This is a genomic window from Pseudomonas sp. 05N434, assembly GCF_056396965.1.
In genome coordinates this window covers 1-20,101 of sequence record NZ_JBFTMK010000147.1, presented here as the reverse complement: position 1 = coordinate 20,101, position 20,101 = coordinate 1, and the positions used below count along the sequence as shown (strand labels likewise).

At 58.8% G+C, this 20,101-nt stretch carries 22 protein-coding genes and 3 pseudogenes; 3 read left to right on the top strand and 22 right to left on the bottom strand.

Annotation, left to right across the window (positions count from 1 at the left end):
• On the bottom strand, nt 1–226 hold a 226-nt coding region (locus tag AC1DLB_RS12030; RefSeq protein WP_477785044.1), incomplete at its 3' end, for a FadR/GntR family transcriptional regulator.
• A 243-nt stretch (nt 227–469) separates the two neighbouring features.
• On the opposite strand from AC1DLB_RS12030, the gene AC1DLB_RS12025 reads away from it, so the two are divergent.
• Nucleotides 470–1,342: an esterase/lipase family protein gene (locus tag AC1DLB_RS12025; protein WP_019582740.1), complete on the top strand. Its 873-nt coding sequence runs from the start codon at nt 470–472 to the stop codon at nt 1,340–1,342.
• Between the two features lie 57 nt (nt 1,343–1,399).
• Here AC1DLB_RS12025 and AC1DLB_RS12020 read toward each other — a convergent pair whose 3' ends face one another.
• The 18 genes and pseudogenes from AC1DLB_RS12020 to AC1DLB_RS11935 all read right to left on the bottom strand — a co-directional run.
• Nucleotides 1,400–1,960 (bottom strand): DUF1285 domain-containing protein, encoded by a 561-nt coding sequence (locus AC1DLB_RS12020; RefSeq protein WP_064616598.1) that lies wholly within the window; start codon nt 1,958–1,960, stop codon nt 1,400–1,402.
• Between the two features lie 16 nt (nt 1,961–1,976).
• Nucleotides 1,977–2,582, bottom strand: a complete 606-nt coding sequence (locus AC1DLB_RS12015; protein WP_477743480.1) for a DUF4823 domain-containing protein — start codon at nt 2,580–2,582, stop codon at nt 1,977–1,979.
• 246 nt (nt 2,583–2,828) lie between these two features.
• Entirely contained in the window at nt 2,829–3,797 is a 969-nt protein-coding gene (locus tag AC1DLB_RS12010) for a GTP 3',8-cyclase MoaA (RefSeq protein ID WP_018926212.1), read from the bottom strand.
• 146 nt (nt 3,798–3,943) lie between these two features.
• The gene (locus tag AC1DLB_RS12005; RefSeq protein WP_007942012.1) at nt 3,944–4,582 is read right to left on the bottom strand and encodes a TetR/AcrR family transcriptional regulator; all 639 of its coding nucleotides are present in this window, start codon (nt 4,580–4,582) and stop codon (nt 3,944–3,946) included.
• A gap of 383 nt (nt 4,583–4,965) precedes the next feature.
• A complete protein-coding gene (locus AC1DLB_RS12000) occupies nt 4,966–5,757 on the bottom strand; it encodes a TatD family hydrolase (protein ID WP_019582737.1) in 792 nt (263 codons plus the stop codon).
• A gap of 14 nt (nt 5,758–5,771) precedes the next feature.
• Nucleotides 5,772–6,128, bottom strand: coding sequence for a PilZ domain-containing protein (locus tag AC1DLB_RS11995; protein WP_477785043.1), 357 nt, complete (start codon nt 6,126–6,128; stop codon nt 5,772–5,774).
• Nucleotides 6,129–6,160: 32 nt separating this feature from the next.
• Nucleotides 6,161–7,147 (bottom strand): DNA polymerase III subunit delta', encoded by a 987-nt coding sequence (locus tag AC1DLB_RS11990; protein WP_018926215.1) that lies wholly within the window; start codon nt 7,145–7,147, stop codon nt 6,161–6,163.
• The gene (tmk, locus tag AC1DLB_RS11985; RefSeq protein WP_064616594.1) at nt 7,140–7,772 is read right to left on the bottom strand and encodes a dTMP kinase; all 633 of its coding nucleotides are present in this window, start codon (nt 7,770–7,772) and stop codon (nt 7,140–7,142) included. The genes AC1DLB_RS11990 and tmk overlap by 8 nt, the downstream gene beginning before the upstream one ends.
• A 19-nt stretch (nt 7,773–7,791) precedes the next feature.
• Entirely contained in the window at nt 7,792–8,982 is a 1,191-nt protein-coding gene (gene mltG / locus AC1DLB_RS11980) for an endolytic transglycosylase MltG (RefSeq protein WP_477743481.1), read from the bottom strand.
• A 3-nt stretch (nt 8,983–8,985) separates the two neighbouring features.
• Nucleotides 8,986–9,195, bottom strand: a pseudogene (locus tag AC1DLB_RS11975) (aminotransferase class IV); the annotation flags it as partial.
• Nucleotides 9,196–9,197: 2 nt separating this feature from the next.
• Nucleotides 9,198–9,662 (bottom strand): annotated as a pseudogene (locus tag AC1DLB_RS11970) (aminotransferase class IV); the annotation flags it as partial.
• Nucleotides 9,662–10,906, bottom strand: a complete 1,245-nt coding sequence (gene fabF / locus AC1DLB_RS11965; protein WP_477785042.1) for a beta-ketoacyl-ACP synthase II — start codon at nt 10,904–10,906, stop codon at nt 9,662–9,664. The gene fabF and the pseudogene AC1DLB_RS11970, both read right to left, overlap by 1 nt.
• A gap of 109 nt (nt 10,907–11,015) precedes the next feature.
• On the bottom strand, nt 11,016–11,252 hold the full coding sequence (acpP, locus tag AC1DLB_RS11960) for an acyl carrier protein (RefSeq protein WP_003175607.1): 237 nt from the start codon (nt 11,250–11,252) through the stop codon (nt 11,016–11,018).
• A gap of 192 nt (nt 11,253–11,444) precedes the next feature.
• Nucleotides 11,445–12,188 (bottom strand): 3-oxoacyl-ACP reductase FabG, encoded by a 744-nt coding sequence (gene fabG / locus AC1DLB_RS11955; protein ID WP_064616588.1) that lies wholly within the window; start codon nt 12,186–12,188, stop codon nt 11,445–11,447.
• 16 nt (nt 12,189–12,204) lie between these two features.
• Nucleotides 12,205–13,143 (bottom strand): ACP S-malonyltransferase, encoded by a 939-nt coding sequence (fabD, locus tag AC1DLB_RS11950; protein WP_026286430.1) that lies wholly within the window; start codon nt 13,141–13,143, stop codon nt 12,205–12,207.
• 125 nt (nt 13,144–13,268) lie between these two features.
• Complete coding sequence (gene plsX, locus AC1DLB_RS11945; RefSeq protein WP_018926222.1) at nt 13,269–14,279, bottom strand: phosphate acyltransferase PlsX; 1,011 nt, start codon at nt 14,277–14,279, stop codon at nt 13,269–13,271.
• 3 nt (nt 14,280–14,282) lie between these two features.
• A complete protein-coding gene (gene rpmF, locus AC1DLB_RS11940) occupies nt 14,283–14,465 on the bottom strand; it encodes a 50S ribosomal protein L32 (RefSeq protein ID WP_003179396.1) in 183 nt (60 codons plus the stop codon).
• Nucleotides 14,466–14,478: 13 nt separating this feature from the next.
• Nucleotides 14,479–14,925, bottom strand: a pseudogene (locus AC1DLB_RS11935) (YceD family protein); the annotation flags it as partial.
• Between the two features lie 107 nt (nt 14,926–15,032).
• Between AC1DLB_RS11935 and AC1DLB_RS11930 the strand changes: the two are divergent.
• Nucleotides 15,033–15,611 carry a Maf family protein gene (locus AC1DLB_RS11930; protein WP_018926223.1) on the top strand — a complete coding sequence of 193 codons (579 nt, stop codon included), beginning with the start codon at nt 15,033–15,035 and terminating at the stop codon, nt 15,609–15,611.
• Nucleotides 15,612–15,671: 60 nt separating this feature from the next.
• Here AC1DLB_RS11930 and sppA read toward each other — a convergent pair whose 3' ends face one another.
• From sppA to rluC, 3 genes are read right to left on the bottom strand one after another with little or no spacing between them, the layout of a single operon-like run.
• Nucleotides 15,672–16,661 carry a signal peptide peptidase SppA gene (sppA, locus tag AC1DLB_RS11925; protein ID WP_477785041.1) on the bottom strand — a complete coding sequence of 330 codons (990 nt, stop codon included), beginning with the start codon at nt 16,659–16,661 and terminating at the stop codon, nt 15,672–15,674.
• A 24-nt stretch (nt 16,662–16,685) separates the two neighbouring features.
• The gene (locus AC1DLB_RS11920) at nt 16,686–17,348 is read right to left on the bottom strand and encodes an HAD-IA family hydrolase (RefSeq protein ID WP_018926225.1); all 663 of its coding nucleotides are present in this window, start codon (nt 17,346–17,348) and stop codon (nt 16,686–16,688) included.
• Nucleotides 17,335–18,294 (bottom strand): 23S rRNA pseudouridine(955/2504/2580) synthase RluC, encoded by a 960-nt coding sequence (rluC, locus tag AC1DLB_RS11915; RefSeq protein ID WP_007941997.1) that lies wholly within the window; start codon nt 18,292–18,294, stop codon nt 17,335–17,337. Before rluC ends, AC1DLB_RS11920 begins: the two co-directional genes overlap by 14 nt.
• 700 nt (nt 18,295–18,994) lie before the next feature.
• On the opposite strand from rluC, the gene AC1DLB_RS11910 reads away from it, so the two are divergent.
• The coding region (locus AC1DLB_RS11910; RefSeq protein WP_477785040.1) for an Rne/Rng family ribonuclease at nt 18,995–20,101 on the top strand (1,107 nt) is incomplete at its 3' end.

The window sequence follows — 20,101 nt, the reverse complement described above, 5'->3', positions numbered from 1 at the left end:
GGTTCCAGCGCCGTACCGGCAACACCCGCGTGCCGACCTTCGGCCCGACTTCGAGCATGCCTTTGGCGACCAGGGTTTTGATCGCTTCGCGGATGACCGTACGGCTGACCCCAAGCTGCTCGCCCAAGTCGGCTTCAACCTTGATGGTCTGACCGGGCTTCACCTGGCCAGCGGCAATCCAGCACCCCAGCCAATCAACCGTCGACGCGTGAAAACTGCTGGACATGGGTACCTCACCGCCCGGTGAAAATAAAAATGAAACGACACGAAAGCCGTTCGCAATGGATGCCCACGCTAATCATCATATGATTGGGTGTCAATTGGATTTTTCTGGAGTTCTTGCCAACACAGGCATGACTGTTCGTCCGATTACTCCCCCGGCGCTTTGAACCCACCCACTTTGTAAACTACGGTTAGCCCGCAACAGATCAGGCTGCTTCACTAAAATCCGCTATCGTCAGGTATGAACATGGACATGGATGCGTCTACGAAATACCCCATTGTGTTGGTTCACGGTCTTTTCGGCTTCGACAGAATCGCCGGTTATCCGTACTTCTTCGAAATCGAGGAAGCCCTGGAACGTGCTGGTGCCCAGGTGTTTGCCGTGAATATTCCAACCGTCAACGGCAATGAGGAACGCGGTGAAAAACTGCTCGAACACGTCGACCGTATTTTGCGGGAAACGGGCGCCGCCAAGGTCAATCTGATCGGCCATAGCCAAGGTCCGCTGGCCGCACGCTACGTCGCAGCCCTGTACCCGGAAAAGGTTGCGTCGGTCACCTCGGTCAGTTGCCCTAACCACGGCTCCGAGATTGCCGACCAACTGCACAAGGCACTGACACCCGGAGAATTACCCGAAGCCTTGGTATTAGCCCTGTTAGGCGCAGTCGGCACCTTCATTTCGTTGATCAGTGGCCATCCGGAAAACCCCATCGACCCTCAAGCGGCGTTCGAATCGCTGACCAGCGCAGGCCTGGCCGCCTTCAATCGCAAGTACCCGCAAGGGCTGCCAAAGGTTTGGGGCGGGGAAGGCAACGAAGTTGAGAACGGCGTGTATTACTACTCCTGGAGCGGGATCGTGCAGAACTTTCAAAGCCTGCAACTCCTCGACCCGACCCATTTGAACTGTAAAGTGCTGTCGCAGTTATTTTATAAAGAGAAGCACGCCAATGATGGGCTGGTCGGCCGCTACAGCTCTCATTTGGGCAAAGTGATCCGCTCGGATTACCCCATGGACCACTTTGATGCAGTCAACCAGATGGCCGGGATCAACAGTTGGAACGTGAGCCCGGTGATGCTCTACCTTGAACACGCCGCCCGGCTCAAGAGCAAGGGTTTGTAAGCCCATAAAAAACGGCCCGCTGCAATAACGGGCCGTTTCGTTTCTCGGGTTCAGCGCTTACGGCTCAAGTCCGATCGGGAAAAACTCGCCACCGCTCCAGACACCGAGCCAGCTCTGCCCGTCAATCTCACGGCTCACCGCCAGCTCTACCAATTGATAGAACACATTGCGGTGAATCAGCGCTTCAAGGTTGCTGCGCACATGCACGTACGGCGCGGGCTCCTGAGTCACCGAGTCGATCACCACGCGCATGGGGTGCTCGACACCGGCGTCGGTGGTTTCATCGACGTTGGTGGTAAAGCGCAAGACCTGAGCCTCACCCTCGCCTTCGACTTCCACGGCTATCGCCACGAACGGTGCGTCGTCGACCTTGATGCCGACCTTTTCGACTGGAGTAATCAGAAAGTAATCATCGCCGTCGCGGCGAATGATGGTGGAGAACAGCTTGACCATCGGCTTGCGCCCGATCGGCGTGCCCAGGTAATACCAGGTGCCGTCGCGAGAGATGCGCATGTCGATGTCGCCGCAGAAGTCGGGGTTCCACAAGTGGACCGGTGGCAAACCTTTGGTTTTGGGGATTTGTCCCAACAGGTCATTGGCTTTTTGCGGGCCACTCATGGCGTTCTCCTTTTAATTACTGATCGCTGAGCCCCAACAGGCTACGAGCGTATTGCTCCAGCGGCGGGCCCAGAAGATCTTCTGGCCTGTTATCGTAGAACGTCAGTAAACCGCCACGACTCTTGATACGTGCAGTATCGATCAAATACTGGGTGCTGGTCTCGATCAACATGATCTGAATGACGCCACTGTCGATCCCGAGGCGATCCGAGCGCTCCTGGTCGATCAAATCGTCCGCGTTGCCGATGCGGTCGTCGGCCTTGGCAAAACGTGTATAGAGCAGGTAGTGAGCACCGGAGGCACGGGCTTCTCCCATGGCGGCGTCGAGGCCTTCCGGCGCGCGGGCGCGGCGGACCATCGGGAAATATTCGATAAAGCCGTTGAAGGCTTCTTCGGCCACCACGTTAGGTCGCGGAGAAGCAATGCCCGGTGGCGCGAAGGCGCCCTGGGCGATGTAGATGAAGGAGTCCGGCTGAATGCGGATGTTATTCACGCGACGGCTGTCGCTATGGTCCAGCAGCCCCACGTCGCTCATGTGGTAGCGAGTTCCTTCGGCCATATCGCTGACATTCATGCAGCCGCCAAGTGCCAAAACGGCCAGCAGCAAAACCAGGCTACGCATCCTTCCCTCCAGAAGCCGGTGACGGAAAACCGGCGAATGGCCGAGGGATGCAGCTTCCGCGCCAGCTCAGGTCATGTGCATTTTCAGTCTGAACAGACCTGTGGCGAGGGAGCTTGCTCCCGTTCGGCTGCGCAGCAGTCGTAAGTTCCAGGGAATGCGGAGCGTTTGGTAATTTTAGGGCCGCTTCGCGCCCCAGCGGGAGCAAGCTCCCTCGCCACAGCAAGCGCCCTTCACCGCAAGACCCGGTCAGCCGCCGATGATTTTCATGATGGTCGCGCCACCGGAGAACGCCACTTCCTGCTTGTCCCCCAGAGCCTTCACCAGCAGTCGCTGCAAGGCCGGCAATGCCTGATGACGGGGTTTGTCCAGCAGATCGCCGACATAGTGGCGATTGCTCGACGACAGGCAGCCATGCAGCCAGCCAGTGGACGACAAGCGCAGACGCGAGCAGGTGCGGCAGAACGGCACGCTTTCGTTGGCGATCACGCCGAAGTGGCCCTGTCCCGGAATCTCGTAGCGCACCGCCGTGGCATCGACCGGCGCGTCGGCCTGCAGGTATTCGTAGTGTTCGCCGATCAGGCTCAGCAATTGCTGAAGGCTGACGAACTGTTGCAGGAAGGCGTTGGAATCACTGGCCAAGTGACCCATGCGCATCAACTCGATGAAGCGCAGCTCGTAGCCGCGTTCCAGGCAGTAATCGAGCAATGGCATCACCTGATCGAGGTTTTGCCCACGCAGCGGCACCATATTGACCTTGATCTTCATGCCGGCTGCCGCGGCCTGGGCCATGCCGTCGAGCACGGTCGCCAGATCGCCGCCGCGGGCAATGCTGCGGAAAGCCCCGGCGTCCAGGGTATCGAGGGAAACGTTGATGCGTCGAATGCCGGCATCCACCAGCAGCGGCAGCTTCTTCGCCAACAGCTGGCCATTGGTGGTCAGGCTGATGTCCGCCAGCCCCATCTGCCCGACGGCGGTCATGAAGGCTTCGAGCTTGGGGCTGACCAGTGGCTCGCCACCGGTAATGCGCAGGCGCTCGATGCCGGCTGCTTCGATCAGATAGGCCACGCCGCGTGCCATCGCCTCGGCCGACAACTCATCCTGCGCAGCCACCAGCCGTTTGCCGTTGGGCACGCAGTAGGTACAGGCGTAGTTGCAGGCGGAGGTCAGACTGATCCGCAAATTGCGAAAACGCCTGCCTTGACGGTCAACGATCATGGATCACTCCGGCGAAAGAAGATTCGAACGCGCAAAACTTGACTCACAAATCAAGTTTTAGCAAGCCCTATGCCTGAGTATATTCCTGCGGTACTGCGCCACGTAGCTAAATCATGGCTCATGGCGCAATTAGACAACTGAATGGCTCAGCTGCTCGGAGTGTCGGTATCGCGCTTGCGCTTGTTGCCCATGCGCACGCCGATGTCCATCAGGAACTGGAAGAAACCTTCCTGATCTTCCAGCACATTGCTCCAGAACGGCGAGTGATACAGCGCCACGGCGCCATGCACCAGCGCCCAGGCTGCGCAGTAATGGAAGTAAGGCGGCACGTCTTCGAGCTTGCCTTCGCTGATCCGGCCCTTGATCAGCAGGGTCAGGCGTTCGAAGTTCGAGGCGCGGATCTTGTGCAGTTCCTCGACCATCTCCGGTACCTGGTTGCCCTTGACCACCTTTTCTTCCAGGCGATCGAACAACCGATAGCGTTGCGGATCGCGCATGCGGAATTCGAAGTAGGCCCGGGACAGGGCTTCCTTGTCCTTATCGACATCGGCGGAATGCAACAGCTCGTTCAAATCACGCTCGTAGTCGAGCATCAGGCGCAGGTAGATCTCTGCCTTGGATTTGAAGTGCTTGTAGATCGTGCCTTTGCCGATACCTACGGCATCAGCAATCATCTCGACGGTGACACTGTCTTCACCTTGTTCGAGGAACAGCTTGAGCGCGGTATCGAGAATTTCTTGCTCGCGGCGACGAAACTCACGGACCTTACGAGGTTCTTTATGCATAAGAAAAGGTCTGTAGGGGTCAAAATTCGAAGCCGCGTATTATGCCTAACTTGCGCAAAAATGCACGGATCATCCGACCATATATGTGTTTCTTGATGAATTCACGCGACCTCGCCGGTTGATGAGAACTCAACCGAAGCGCACGTATTCCAAATTTGTTTAAAAACCCGACCAACCAAACTGGACTCGGCGCGATACTGATCAATACTTCAACTGTCGGCGAGGCATCTCCCCCAAGTGTCGCGCCGATGAAGGTACCAAAGGATTGCGTGCCTTTGTTTTACTCCTAATGGTCTTAACCCGGATTCACCCCCCAGAACCCGGGTTTTTTTTGCCTGCAATTTGGGAGCAAGGCCCGCCACAGGTTGCGACTTTTTCCAACGTTACGCCGATGCCCTGACGTGCGCCAACGGAAATAACCGCTTGAAATTCTCGGTAGTCTGCTCGGCAAATCGCTCGTAGGGCTCGCCTCGCAACATTGCCAGAAATTCCGCTACCTCACGCACGTACTGCGGCAGGTTCGGTTTGCCGCGATACGGGATCGGCGCCAGGTACGGCGAGTCGGTTTCCACCAGCAAGCGGTCGGCCGGCACTTTGCTGGCCACATCGCGCAAGGCATCGGCRTTGCGAAAAGTGACAATACCGGACAAGGAAATGTAATACCCCATATCCAGCGCGGCCTTGGCCATCTCCCAGTCTTCGGTGAAGCAATGCAGAACGCCTGCTTGAGGCAGCGCCGCCTCACGCAGCAGTTCGAGGGTGTCGGCCCGGGCGCCCCGGGTATGAATGATTACCGGCTTGCCGGTCTGTTGCGCCGCTTGCAGATGCAGGCGGAACGACTCCTGCTGCAACTCTGCCGCTTCCGGTTCGTAGTGGTAATCCAGGCCGGTTTCCCCGATCGCCACCACCCGCGGATGATTGAGTTCGCGCAACAGCCAATCCAGCGCCGGAGCGGCACCCGGCTGCACATCCAGCGGATGCACGCCGACCGAACAATCGACGTCGTCGTAGCGTTCGGCCAGGGCTTTGACATCGGCGGCGTTCTCAACGCTGACACCAATGCACAGAAAGTGCCCTACTCCCCTCTGACGAGCCGCGTCGAGCGCGGCATCCAGGGAGCCGTCGTGGGCGGTGAGGTCGAGGCGATCAAGGTGGCAATGGGAATCTACAAGCATAAAAGGGCTGCAACTTACATCGTATGAGTGGGACGGTCGGACTTCAGGGCTCCGGCCAGATGGGTTTCGATTCGACTGCGCGCGGTGTTATCGCCTTCGTTGAATTGCACGCCGACTCCAGCGGCGCGGTTGCCCTGGGCACCTTTGGGGGTAATCCAGGTGACCCTGCCGGCGACCGGGATCTTTTCCGGTTCGTCCATCAGGTGCAGCAGCATGAAGACCTCATCGCCCAACTTGTAGCTCTTGTTGGTCGGGATAAACAGGCCACCGTTCTTGATGARGGGCATATAGGCTGCGTAGAGCACGGACCTGTCCTTGATGGTCAAGGACAAAATGCCATTGCGCGGCCCCGGACTGATGGGTTCATTCATGCTGACCTCCATTTCTGATGATCAGAGTCTAGTCACCTCTGGGCAGGCAAGGATACCCATTGCACCAACAGCGCCTCCAGCAACAGCGCCGGATTGAGGTTGGCCTTGCTCATCACTTTCTGCCGCTGGGCTAGAATCCAGTCCTGAATATTCAGGACTTTATCCTGAGCGGCTTTCTGCGCCAGGTATTGAATGACCTTGCGCATGTCCGCCAGCCCCAGCCCCGCTTCATCCTGAGTCAACTGATAACGCAGGATCAGGCTCGACCAGTCGCAGAACCAGTCGAACAGCAGCAACATGGGAATGGTTTTCCATTCCTCGGCCAGTTGCGTCGGCGATTGCTGCTGCTTGAGCAACTTCTTCACGCCCTCGACCACCAGCGCCCGCTGCTCGCGCACGCCCTGGGCCTGCAATTTGACCGCGGCCAATGGCGAACCRGCAGCAAGGGTCAGCAGTTCAATGCGCTCGTCTTCCGAGCAGTCCGGCAACGTCTTGGCCAGCCACGCCAGACTCATGGCTTCGCTCGGCAAAGGACAGGCCTGCTGTACGCAACGGCTCTTGATGGTCGGCAGCAGACGACTGGTCTGGTGGCTGACGAGCAGCAATACGGTGTCGCCGGACGGCTCTTCAAGGCTTTTTAGCAAGGCGTTGGCGGCGTTGATGTTCATCGACTCGACCGGCTCGATCAGCACCACTTTGCGACCGCCCATCTGCGAAGTCTGAACCACGAAGCTGACCAGGTCACGTACCTGATCGACCTTGATCGCCTTGTCTGCCTCTTCCGGTTCCAGGACGTAGTTGTCGGGATGACTACCGGCCTTGAGCAGAAGGCAGGATTTGCATTCACCGCAGGCGCCCTGGGCGGTCGGACGCTGGCACAACAAACTGGCCATCAACCGCTCGGCCAGCGCACGCTTGCCGATCCCGGCCGGGCCATGCAGCAGATAGGCATGGGCGTGCTGGGCACGACCGGCCAATTGCTGCCAGAGACTGTCCTGCCACGGATAGGCTTCAGCCACGGGTCAACTCCAGCAGACGTGGCAGCAAGACATCCAGAGACTGCTGAACCTGCGCCAGCGGTTGAGCGGCATCCACCAGGACATAACGCGCAGGATCCGCTTTGGCACGCTCGAGGAAGGCACTGCGCACGGCATCGAAGAACGTGCGGCCTTCAAGCTCGAAACGGTCCAGGCGACCGCGGGCGCTGGCGCGGGCCAGGCCCACTTCCACCGGCAGATCGAAGATCAGCGTCAAGTCCGGGCGCAGATCGCCCTGGACGAATGTTTCGAGGGTCGCGATACGCTCCAGCGACAAACCGCGACCACCGCCCTGGTAGGCATAGGTCGAATCGGTAAAACGATCACACAGAACCACCGCGCCACGGGCCAGCGCTGGGCGGATCACCTCGGCCAGGTGCTGGGCTCGCGCAGCGAACACCAACAGCAGCTCGGTGTCAGGGTTCATGACCTCATCGACCGGCGCCAACAACACGTCGCGGATCCGCTCGGCCAGGGGCGTGCCGCCCGGCTCCCGGGTCAACACCACCTCGATCCCGGCGGCGCGCAGACGCTCGGCCAGGTATTCGCGATTGGTGCTCTTGCCGGCACCTTCCGGGCCTTCCAGGGTAATAAACAAGCCAGTCACAGGCAGTCCTTAATCAGAGTCATTGCGGGCTTTGCAGCGCCGGAGCATCCCGCTCGGGTGCTGGCGCAGGCTCTTGTGCAGAGTCTTGCGGCGCTACTTGTGGCACATCTTCGGCCGCCGTATCAGGCGAAGTCGCCGAGGTTGGCGCCTGGACATCTTCCGTCAGCGGCGTGGTAGTCGGTGCCGGGCTGGAACGGTAATCGGCCCGGCGATTGAGCTGGAACTCCCGCACCGCATTGTTATGGGCGTCCAGATCATCGGAGAACACGTGGCTGCCATCACCGCGCGCAACAAAATACAGGCTGTTGCCGTCCGCCGGATTCAACGCCGCATGGATCGCCTCGCGGCCGACCATCGCAATCGGTGTCGGCGGCAGGCCAGCGATCAGGTAAGTGTTATACGGCGTCGGCTCCTTGAGATGGGCGCGGGTCAACTTGCCGTTATAGCGATCGCCCAAGCCGTAGATCACCGTCGGATCGGTCTGCAGCAACATGCCCATCTCCATGCGCCGCACGAACACGCCGGCGATTTGCCCGCGTTCCTGCGGCACACCGGTTTCCTTTTCCACCAGCGAGGCCATGATCAGCGCCTGATAGGGTTCGGTGTAGGGCACGTCGGCAGCACGCTGGCTCCACTCCTTGGCGAGGACTTCGTCGAGGCGGTCGTAAGCCTTCTTGAGCAGATCGACGTCAGTCATGCCACGCACGAAACGGTATGTGTCGGGGAAGAAGCGCCCTTCCGGGAAAATCCCGCCGTGCCCAAGCTTGTCCATCACCTGGCTGTCGCTCAAACCGTTGAGGGTCTGTTCGAGCTTTTCGTCCTTGGCCAGGGCCGCGCGGACCTGATGGAAATTCCAGCCTTCGACCAGCGTCAGGCTGTACTGAACCATTTCCCCGCGCTTCCACAGGTCGATCAGCCCTTCGACTGTCATGCCGGGAACCATGCGGTATTCGCCGCTGTGCAGCGGTTGCCCCGCCAGGTTGAAGCGCCAGTACACACGCAGCCAGAAAGCGTCCTTGATGACGCCATCGGCTTCAAGTCGAATGAAAGTGCGGTTCGGCGTAGTACCTTTGGGCACTTCCAACAGCTGTTCCTGGGCGATGTTCAGCGGCTGTTCCAGCGCCGAATGGATTTTCCAGGCACAAGCGCCCGCCAACAGCCCCGCCAGAACCAGTCCGGTTTCCAGCAGCAGCAATAATTTACGTCTCACGAATCAGGCATCCAGTAGCGCACGGGCAATGGTTTGGAGTTTACGGGTGAGCGGCCCAACCGGCCAGCTCAGTGCGGCATAGGCGCGCACCGGCCAAACGCCATAAACGCTGTTGCAGACAAAGACCTCATCAGCCCATTGCAGCTGTTCGAGGGTAATGTCGATGATTTGTGTGGGAATCCCCAATGACTCGGCTTGAAACAATAATTCGGCTCCTGCCATTCGGAACGGGCGATAACCTGCTCCAGACGATTCAGGTGCTTGAGACCGGCAAGCAATGGCTGCTTGGAAAGCCGTGTTGTACAAGGGAACAGGCGCACGCCCTGCTTCGCATGCACAGCCGGATAGGCAGCGGGAGGATTGCCTTGCAGAATGCGCCGGGCCTGGGCCGAGGGATCGGGGGCGTAACCGCGCAGGCTGTCGCCGCGGGTGAGGATGAGTTTGAGCACGCCCTCGCCCAGTGCGGCGGCATAGGCCAGCAGCTCCGCGCGGATCAGCTCATGATCGGCGGCAATCGCCAGGCGCGAACAGCCCTCGGCCAGACGCGACAAATGTCGATCCAGCAACAACGGCTGCCCGCCCTTGACGGCGATGGTCTCGAACAGACCATCGCCGTAAGCCAGGCCGCGATCTTTCAGCGACAAAGCGTCAGCCGGTTGACCGTCGACCCAGCTGTCCATCAGTCAGCGAACCGGCGGAACACCAGCGAGCCATTGGTACCGCCAAATCCGAAGGAGTTGGACAGCACCACGTCGATATCCATGCCGCGCGCGGTGTGGGGTACGAAGTCGAGGTCGCAGCCTTCGTCCGGCTCATCGAGGTTGATGGTCGGCGGGGCTACCTGACTGTTGATTGCCAGCACGCTGAAAATCGCCTCGACCGCCCCTGCGGCACCCAGCAGGTGACCGGTCATGGACTTGGTCGAACTGACGGCCAGCTTGTAGGCGTGATCGCCGAACACCGATTTGATTGCACAGGCTTCGGCGAGGTCGCCAGCCGAGGTCGAGGTGCCATGGGCATTGATGTACTGCACCTGATCACCATTGATCTTCGCATCGCGCAAGGCATTGGTGATGCAACGCGCAGCACCCGCGCCATCAGCCGGTGGCGAGGTCATGTGGTAGGCATCGCCACTGGTGCCGAAACCGATCAGCTCGGCGTAAATGGTCGCGCCACGGGCCTTGGCGTGCTCCAGCTCTTCGAGAACCAGTGCCCCGGCACCGTCGGACAGCACGAAGCCATCACGACCCTTGTCCCATGGACGGCTGGCACGGGCCGGCTCGTCGTTGCGGGTCGACAGTGCGCGGGAGGCACCAAAGCCGCCCATGCCCAGACCACATGCAGCCATCTCGGCGCCGCCGGCGATCATTACGTCGGCTTCGTCGTACATGATGTTACGTGCAGCCATGCCGATGCAGTGCGTACCGGTGGTACACGCCGTGGCGATGGCGTAGTTAGGTCCCTGTGCACCCAAGTGAATGGACAGGAAACCGGAAATCATATTGATGATCGAGCCAGGCACGAAAAACGGAGAAATCCGCCGTGGGCCGGAATCATGCAGTGTGCGGCTGGTGTCTTCGATATTGGTCAGACCGCCAATACCCGACCCCATGGCCACGCCGATACGCTCGCGATTGGCATCGGTAACCTCAAGACCTGCGTTACGCACGGCTTGAAAACCTGCAGCCAGACCGTATTGAATGAACAGGTCGAGTTTGCGGGCTTCCTTGACCGACAAGTATTCCTCGACATTGAAGCCCTTTACCGAGCCGCCAAAGCGGGTGGAATAGGCAGAAAGGTCGGTGTGTTCGAYCAGACCAATGCCACTGCGGCCAGCCAGAATGCCCTGCCAGCTGCTCGGCACATCCGTGCCCAGTGGCGACAACATACCCATACCGGTGACTACGACGCGTCTACGCGACACAGCACTCTCCTTTTTTCAAATGACGACTTCGCACAAGGCCTAAAGAAAAAACCGCACGCCATGATGGCAGTGCGGTTTTTCCATGACAGCGAGCGACGACTAAAAACTATTACGCCTGATGGCTGGTAACGTAGTCGATTGCTGCTTGTACAGTAGTGATCTTTTCAGCTTCTTCGTCAGGGATTTCGGTCTCGAATTCCTCTTCCAGAGCCATCACCAGCTCAACGGTGTCAAGGGAGTCGGCACCCAGGTCTTCAACGAAGGAAGCGGTGTTGACCACTTCTTCTTCTTTAACGCCCAGTTGCTCAGCAACGATTTTCTTGACGCGCTCTTCGATGGTGCTCATACCTTGTTTTCACTCCTAATGGACAAATTCAGGCAGCTGGCCAGTGGGTAAGTGTATAGAAAGACTTTTCAGTTTTTCAACTGAAAGCTTCACTCCTCAAACCCTGCGGCCCTCTRCCGATAAAATAGATTGCAGCTTTATAACGGATTTTAGACAGCTCGTATGACATTTTTTTGAAGCAATCCGTCACATTTAACTCATGTACATCCCGCCGTTCACCGGGATTGTAGCCCCAGTAACGTAAGCCGCACCGTCGGACGCAAGAAAAGCGACCACAGATGCGATCTCTTGAGCTTGCCCCAGACGACCCAGCGGAATTTGCGTCTGCAAGGCTTCACGCTGCGCATCGGGCAGTTCGCGGGTCATATCGGTGTCGATGAACCCTGGGGCCACCGAGTTTACCGTAATCGAACGCGAACCGACTTCACGCGCCAGCGCACGGCTGAAACCTTCCAGACCGGCCTTGGCGGCTGCGTAGTTTACTTGGCCTGCGTTGCCCATGGCACCCACAACCGAGCCAATACTGATAATTCGTCCCCAACGGGCTTTGGTCATACCGCGCAAAACGCCCTTGGACAGGCGGAACAGACTGTTCAAGTTGGTGTCGACAACGTCATGCCATTCGTCATCTTTCATGCGCATCATCAGGTTATCGCGGGTGATACCGGCATTATTGACCAGGATCGCCGGCGCACCGAACTGCTCCTGAATGCTCGCCAGCACGGCCGCTACGGACTCGTCGCTGGTGACATTGAGTTCCAGGCCAGTGCCCTGAATACCGTTTTCTTTCAGAGTGGCGGCGATACGCTCGGCACCCGATGCGGAGGTCGCAGTACCAACAACGATGGCACCCTGACGACCCAGCTCCAGAGCGATAGCCTGGCCGATACCACGGCTGGCACCGGTGACCAGTGCAACTTTACCTTGCAGACTCATGCAAGCTTCTCCTTGATCAGACCAGCGCTGCACGGGCGGCAGCGAAAGCATCTGGGGTATTGAGGTTAGAGGTCGACACGCCTTCAGCGCAACGTTTGTTCAGACCGGCCAGGACCTTGCCCGGACCGCACTCGACCAGTTGGGTTGCACCCTTGGCAGCCAGCGCCTGGACCGATTCGACCCAGCGCACAGGCTTGTAAAGCTGCTCAAGCAGATCGCGCTTGAGGGTTTCCAGATCGGCTGGTACGTCGGCACTGACGTTCTGCACTACCGGAATCTGCGGCGCCTGCCAGTCGATCGCTGCGATCGACTCAGCGAATCGCTCGGCGGCCGGACGCATCAACTCGCAGTGGGACGGCACGCTGACCGGCAACGGCATGGCGCGCTTGGCACCACGCGCCTTGCAGCCTTCGATGGCGCGTTCGACCGCAGCCTTGGCGCCGGCAATCACTACCTGGCCCGGCGAGTTGAAGTTGACTGCGCTGACCACTTCACCTTGCGCCGCTTCGGCGCAGGCTGCCAGCACATCAGCATCGTCCAGACCGAGGATAGCGGCCATGCCGCCCTGCCCGGCCGGAACGGCCTCCTGCATCAATTGACCGCGACGCTCTACCAGCTTCACCGCGGCGCCCAGGCTCAGGCTGCCCGCAGCCACCAGGGCGCTGTATTCACCCAGGCTGTGACCGGCAACGTAAGCCGGACGCGCGCCGCCTTCAGCCAGCCACAGACGCCACAAGGCGATCGAGGCAGTCAGAATGGCCGGTTGGGTTTTATCGGTTTGATTGAGTAGTTCTTCCGGCCCTTGCTGGGTCAGCGCCCACAGGTCGTAACCCAGAGCATCGGAAGCTTCTTTGAATGTTTCAAGGACCACTGGGTGTTGCGCGCCCAACTCGGCCAGCATGCCGAGGGACTGCGAACCCTGTCCTGGAAAGACGAATGCGAGGGAAGCAGACATGTAACAAGCCCCTAATGATCTTGTCGTCGGAGAATTGACGTCCCGCCAGGGGAACGCAAGAAACTGACAGTTGGATGGCTCATTGAACTGAGCGGTCACATTTAAGCATTGTCTGACGAAAACGCCTAAGGCAACAAATCTTCCAGGCGCCCATGAAGACGTTCCGGCAAGTTTTCCTGGATCTCGATCAAGGCGCGCTGAATCGCACTCTGGAAGCCCTGAACCCCCGCCGAACCATGACTTTTCACGACAATTCCCTGCAAACCGAGAAAACTTGCGCCGTTATGGCGTGCCGGCGCCAGCTCGGCCTGCAAGCGCTTCATCAGCGGCAGCGCCAGTGCGCCTACCAGTTTCGACGCGAAATTTTTCTTGAACTGGGCCTCGATGCGCCCGGCGATCATGGTCGCCAGGCCTTCGCTGGATTTGAGCAGGATATTGCCGACAAAGCCGTCACACACCACCACATCCGCCTCGCCACGGTACAAACCGTCGCCCTCGACAAACCCGATGTAGTTCAGGCCACGCGCATTTTGCAGCAGGGTCGCCGCCAGCTTGACTTGCTGATTACCCTTGATGTCTTCGGTGCCGATGTTCAGCAACGCGACCCGTGGACGAACGACGCCCAGGGCTTGCGCCGCCACAGACCCCATCACCGCAAACTGCAACAGATGCTCGGCACTGCAATCGACATTGGCGCCCAGATCGAGCAACTGGCAGAAACCTTTCTCGGTCGGAATGGCGGCGACCATGGCCGGCCGATCGATCCCCGGCAAGGTTTTGAGCACAAACCGCGACAACGCCATCAGCGCACCGGTATTGCCGGCACTGACGCACGCCTGGACCTTGCCATCACGCAACAACTCCAGCGCCACGCGCATCGACGAATCAGGCTTGCCGCGCAGGGCCTGGGCAGGCTTTTCGTCCATGGTGATGACTTCGGACGCCGGCACAATCGACAGGCGCGAGCGATCCGCTGCCGATTGGCCAGCGATCAGTTCTTCAAGTAGGGAGGGTTGACCGACAAGGGTCAGGTGCAGCGAGGGCGTAGCTGACAGACAAGCAAGGCTGGCCTGAACAATGCTGCGGGGACCGAAGTCCCCGCCCATTGCGTCAATCGCGATGACTTGAGCGGACAAGGATTACTCGTCAGCGCCCTTGTCGATCACTTTACGGCCACGGTATACGCCTTCTGGCGATACGTGGTGACGCAGGTGAACTTCACCGGTGGTTTTTTCTACAGACAGGGTGCTAGCCTCGAGAGCATCGTGCGAACGACGCATGTCACGGGCAGAGCGGGATTTTTTGTTCTGCTGAACAGCCATAATTGATTAACTCCTAAACGTTTGGGTCACGCTTTAACTGCGCCAATACACTGAACGGGTTGGACCGCGTTACCTCGTCCTCGCTCGGTTCGGGCTCATCTGCTCCCGCCGGCTGCTGGCATTCTTCCGGATGATGAGCAGGCACAATGGGCAAGGCGAGCAGAAGCTCCTCCTCGATCAGTGACTGCAGATCCAATGGATCTTCGCCCAGTTCCAGCACGTCATAACCTTTCGGCAACGACTGGGTATTCGCACCCTCCTTCACCACAGCATAACTGCATTCGCTATGGATCGGCAGGGTGACCAGCTCAAGACAACGCTGGCAAACCATTTTGACTTCGGTGTCGATAAAGCTGTGGATTACCACAGACTTACGTTCATCTCGTTCAAAAACGAATTTAGCCTGCACCGTACCGACATTGTCGGAAAGCGGGTCGCAGAGTCTCTCCAAATCGGCAACATAGGCGCAGCATTATAGGGATGCCCCCAGCCATGTCAAAGGAAATTCAGCCCTGTCCGCCACTTGAGCCTGCGTTAGAATTCGCCCCTTGCCCTTTGGAGATGCGCATGCTGCCTTTATTACTCGCTTCAAGCTCGGTTTATCGCCGGGAATTGCTGGCCCGCCTGCAGTTGCCGTTTACTTGCAGCTCGCCGGATATTGACGAAAGCCATCGCCCGAACGAGTCAGCCATCGAACTGGTAAAGCGCCTCGCCGAAGAAAAAGCCCGGGCACTTACCGCCAGCCATCCTGCTCACCTGATCATCGGCTCGGACCAGGTCGCGGTACTTGGCCAGCGAATTATCGGCAAGCCACACAGCTTCGAAAAGGCCCGCGAACAACTGCTCGCATCGAGCGGTGCCAGTGTGACATTCCTCACCGGGCTGGCATTGCTCAACAGCCAGACCGGCCACTGCCAGGTCGACTGCGTGCCGTTTACCGTGCACATGCGCGCACTCGACGCAGCACGCATCGAACGCTACCTGCACGCCGAGCAGCCCTACGACTGCGCTGGCAGCTTCAAGGCTGAAGGATTAGGGGTGAGCCTGTTTCAAAGCACCGAAGGCCCTGACGCCACCAGCCTGATCGGCCTGCCACTGATTCGCCTGGTTGACATGTTACTGGCTGAAGGCGTGCAAATACCCTGAACCGCTGCGCGCGCACAAAAAAACCGGCCACACAGGCCGGTTTTTTTATGCAGACAACGATCAGCGCAACGCCGGCCCCTGGAAGCCCATCCACATCGCCAAATGCTCAGCCACGCTGGCACCGAGCTTTTTCGAGAAGCGATCAAACGGCGACTCCTCGATAGTGAAGTCCACCAGCTCTTTCTCGCCAATCACGTCACGCGCCACCGAACTGGCACTGCCCAGACCATCAATCAAGCCCAGCGGCAGCGCCTGCTCACCGGACCAGACCAGCCCGGAGAACAGCYCCGGATGATCTTTGTCCTTGAGACGATCGCCACGCCCCTTCTTGACGCTACTGATGAACTGCTGATGAGTGGTGTCGAGCACACCCTGCCAGAACTGAGTTTCTTCAGGCTTCTGCGGCTGGAACGGATCGAGGAATGATTTGTGCTCGCCAGAGGTGTAGGTACGACGCTCGACACCCAATTTTTCCATGGTGCCGACAAAACCGTAACCGGCCGCGGTCACACCAATGGAACCCACCAGGCTCGCCTTGTCGGCATAGATCTGATCTGCCGCACTGGCAATGTAATAGGCACCGGAAGCTCCCAGATCCGAGATCACCGCGTAAACCTTGGTATCCGGATGCAAGCCGCGCAAACGACGAATCTCGTCATAGACATAACCCGACTGCACCGGACTGCCGCCCGGACTGTTGATCCRCAGGATCACACCCTTGACCTTGTTGTCCTCGAAGGCTTTACGCAGACTGCCTACGATATTATCTGCACTCGCCGGTTCTTTGTCGGCGATCATGCCGGTTATATCGATCAGCGCCGTGTAAGCGGAACCGCGAGTGGCGCTTTTTTCCATATCCATCAGCGGCGAGAACAAGAACAACGCAAGCAACAGATATGCAAAGGTCAGCAGCTTGAAGAAAATCCCCCAGCGACGGGATCGGCGATGCTCCTGCACACTGGCCAGCAGGGTCTTTTCCAGCAGCTTCCAGCTTTTTTCGTCACCGCTCTCCGCGCTCGCCTTGGCGGGTGCTTTCCATTCGTCGGTCATGACATTTACCCCTGCAAAAAACCGTTATGCCCGCTGACTCAGCCAGGCGCGCAATTCTGAAAAACGATCAATGGACAGCCGCGGTTCGAACTGCTGCAACGCCTCAATCGATTGAGCGCCATAGCTGACCGCCACCGAATCCATGCCGGCGTTGCGCGCCATCTGCAGATCGAAGGACGAATCCCCGACCATCAGCGCCTGCTCCGGACGAACCTCGCAATGGGCGAGAATCTGCTCAAGCATCAACGGATGGGGCTTGCTGGCCGTTTCATCAGCTGCGCGAGTGACATCAAAATAATCTTCCCAACCGTGAGCTTTCAGCACCCGGTCCAGCCCGCGCCGAGCCTTGCCGGTGGCAACCGCCAGGTGATAGCCGTCAGCACGAAACGCCTCCATCGACTCAAGCACGCCCTCGAACAACGGCGAAGGAACAGCCTCTGCCGCGATGTAGTGCTCCGCATAATAGTCACGGAAAGCCATAAGCTCGCCATCGCCGATCTCGGGATACAAAGTCCGAATCGCCTCCGGCAACCCGAGACCGATAATGCCTTTGACCGCAAAATCATCGCGCAACGGGAAGCCAGAGCGCCTGGACGCCACGTGCATCGCCTCGACAATCCGACCAATGGAGTCTGCGAGCGTGCCGTCCCAATCGAAAATCAGCAGTTTGTAATCAGATGGGCGCACTCAATCGCTCCACGGTTTTGGCCCACATCTCGTCGACCGGCGCCTGCAACTTCAGCTCGCCGCCATCAGGCAGCGGCACGGTCAGCATGTAGGCATGCAGGAATAGACGCTTGCCGCCCAGGTCACGAATTTCCTTGCTGAAATCTTCATCGCCGTACTTGGTGTCGCCGGCGATGCAATGCCCGGCATGCAAAGTATGGACGCGAATCTGGTGAGTGCGACCGGTGATCGGCTTGGCTTCGACCATGGTGGCAAAGTCACCGAAGCGGCGCAGCACCTTGAACACGGTAAGAGCCTCCTTGCCTTCTTCGTCGACTTCGACCATGCGCTCGCCGGAGCGCAGATTGCTCTTTTGCAACGGCGCACGGACTTGCTTGATCGAGGTCGCCCAGTTGCCGCGCACCAGCGCCATATAGCGCTTGTCGACGCCATCACCGCGCAATGCGGCGTGCAAGTGACGCAACATGCTGCGCTTTTTGGCGATCATCAGCAGGCCGGACGTGTCCCGGTCGAGGCGGTGAACCAACTCGAGCTCTTTTGCATCAGGACGTAACTGACGAAAGGCTTCGATGACGCCGTAATTCAAGCCGCTGCCGCCGTGAACCGCGATGCCAGCGGGCTTGTTGATCACGATCAGCGCCTTGTCTTCGTAGACAATCGAGGCCTCGAGCCGCTGCAGCAGCCCCTGCGCCAGTGGCACGGGCTCGTCGCGCTCGGGCACGCGAACCGGCGGCACGCGCACGATGTCGCCCGCCTGCAGCTTGTATTCGGGCTTGATCCGACCTTTGTTCACCCGCACTTCGCCTTTACGCAAAATGCGGTAAATCAAGGTCTTGGGCACGCCTTTGAGCCGAGCGAGAAGGAAGTTATCAATACGTTGGCCGGCATATTCCGGCGAGACCTCAAGCAGTTGTACGCCTGGGGTCGAAGGGGCAGTAGTCGTCATGGTGCAGATGATAACAATTTTTTATGGAATTGAAGCACTTAATCATTGCTGCTATAGTCGCGAACGCCGCCAAAAGTGGCCTGGACAGCGGACTAACGGTCAAAAACCGGCCCTGACCAACGCAATTCACGAGGACGAGAGGCCGTCCTACGGGGCTTTCGCTACGTAACGGCAGAGTTTGCAGTTGTAACAAGCGCAGGTGACATAAGGCCTGAATCATGCCGCAAAGCAGAGTTTTCACTCGCCTTCCGAGCAAATATTCACGGCCAGTTCACAAAGTGCAGTCAGCTGCAAACGACCCCGAGCGAACGCTTCGGAAACAACGCCTAAATTAGCCATGATGCGTGACCTCCCCTTTCGGAGCTCACGGTAAATGCCAACCCGCTGCGGATTCTGCGCGCGGCAGCACCCGAATTATCAGGGATACGTGTAGGGTGGAGATGCACAACCGCTGGACTGTGTAGCAATAGGCTTTATCAAGACGCTTCATCTCGTCCACAGCCGCCGGTTGATTCCTCCTCCTGACTGAGTGCTTAAGTAGCCACAGCAAGCAGGACGCGTACGTCGCGATACCGGCCCAATTGGTCGGACATCGCTGGACACGGGAATGGCCAACCGCTCCCGACGCACCTGACACCGACCGTGAGAAGTCGTGTGTGCCGAACGCCGTTTCCGGCAGCCCGGAAACCGACGGTACTACATGAAAAGAATGCTGATTAACGCGACTCAACCTGAAGAGTTGCGTGTTGCACTGGTAGATGGCCAACGCCTCTACGACCTGGACATCGAATCCGGTGCACGCGAGCAGAAGAAGGCCAACATCTATAAAGGCCGGATTACTCGCATCGAACCAAGCCTTGAGGCTGCCTTTGTCGATTTCGGCTCTGAGCGCCACGGCTTCCTGCCCCTCAAAGAAATCTCCCGCGAATACTTCAAGAAAACTCCCGAAGGCCGCGTCAACATCAAGGACGTCCTGAGCGAAGGCCAGGAAGTCATCGTTCAAGTCGAAAAAGAAGAACGTGGCAACAAGGGCGCCGCCCTGACCACCTTCATCAGCCTGGCCGGTCGTTACCTGGTTCTGATGCCGAACAACCCGCGTGCCGGCGGTATCTCCCGTCGCATCGAAGGTGAAGAGCGCAACGAACTGCGTGAAGCCCTCAACGGCCTGGTTGCACCGGCCGACATGGGTCTGATCGTTCGCACTGCCGGCCTTGGCCGCAGCAGCGAAGAAATGCAGTGGGACCTCGACTACCTGCTGCAACTCTGGACCGCCATCAAAGAAGCCTCGCTGGACCGCGCCGCGCCGTTCCTGATCTACCAGGAAAGCAACGTGATCATCCGCGCCATCCGCGATTACCTGCGCCAGGACATCGGCGAAGTGCTGATCGACAGCGTTGAAGCCCAGGACGAAGCCCTGACCTTCATTCGCCAGGTGATGCCGCAGTACGCCAGCAAGATCAAGCTGTACGAAGACAGCGTTCCGCTGTTCAACCGCTTCCAGATCGAAAGCCAGATCGAAACCGCCTTCCAGCGCGTCGTCGAACTGCCTTCCGGCGGCTCCATCGTCATCGATCCGACCGAAGCCCTGGTGTCCATCGACATCAACTCGGCGCGCGCCACCAAAGGCAGCGACATCGAAGAAACCGCTCTGCAGACCAACCTTGAAGCCGCCGAAGAAATCGCCCGTCAGTTGCGCTTGCGCGACATCGGCGGCCTGATCGTCATCGACTTCATCGACATGACCCCTGCCAAGAACCAGCGCGCCGTGGAAGAGAAAGTCCGCGAATGCCTGGAAGCCGACCGCGCC

What these genes read in the sequence shown, in the direction of transcription:
- AC1DLB_RS11930 (WP_018926223.1), top strand. Translation starts at nt 15,033, where the DNA reads ATGCTGCCTTTATTACTCGCTTCAAGCTCGGTTTATCGCCGGGAATTG.
- AC1DLB_RS12025 (WP_019582740.1), top strand. Translation starts at nt 470, where the DNA reads ATGGACATGGATGCGTCTACGAAATACCCCATTGTGTTGGTTCACGGT.
- rpmF (WP_003179396.1), bottom strand. Translation starts at nt 14,465, where the DNA reads ATGGCTGTTCAGCAGAACAAAAAATCCCGCTCTGCCCGTGACATGCGT.
- AC1DLB_RS12010 (WP_018926212.1), bottom strand. Translation starts at nt 3,797, where the DNA reads ATGATCGTTGACCGTCAAGGCAGGCGTTTTCGCAATTTGCGGATCAGT.
- fabG (WP_064616588.1), bottom strand. Translation starts at nt 12,188, where the DNA reads ATGAGTCTGCAAGGTAAAGTTGCACTGGTCACCGGTGCCAGCCGTGGT.
- fabD (WP_026286430.1), bottom strand. Translation starts at nt 13,143, where the DNA reads ATGTCTGCTTCCCTCGCATTCGTCTTTCCAGGACAGGGTTCGCAGTCC.
- AC1DLB_RS12020 (WP_064616598.1), bottom strand. Translation starts at nt 1,960, where the DNA reads ATGAGTGGCCCGCAAAAAGCCAATGACCTGTTGGGACAAATCCCCAAA.
- rluC (WP_007941997.1), bottom strand. Translation starts at nt 18,294, where the DNA reads ATGACGACTACTGCCCCTTCGACCCCAGGCGTACAACTGCTTGAGGTC.
- acpP (WP_003175607.1), bottom strand. Translation starts at nt 11,252, where the DNA reads ATGAGCACCATCGAAGAGCGCGTCAAGAAAATCGTTGCTGAGCAACTG.
- AC1DLB_RS12005 (WP_007942012.1), bottom strand. Translation starts at nt 4,582, where the DNA reads ATGCATAAAGAACCTCGTAAGGTCCGTGAGTTTCGTCGCCGCGAGCAA.
- AC1DLB_RS12015 (WP_477743480.1), bottom strand. Translation starts at nt 2,582, where the DNA reads ATGCGTAGCCTGGTTTTGCTGCTGGCCGTTTTGGCACTTGGCGGCTGC.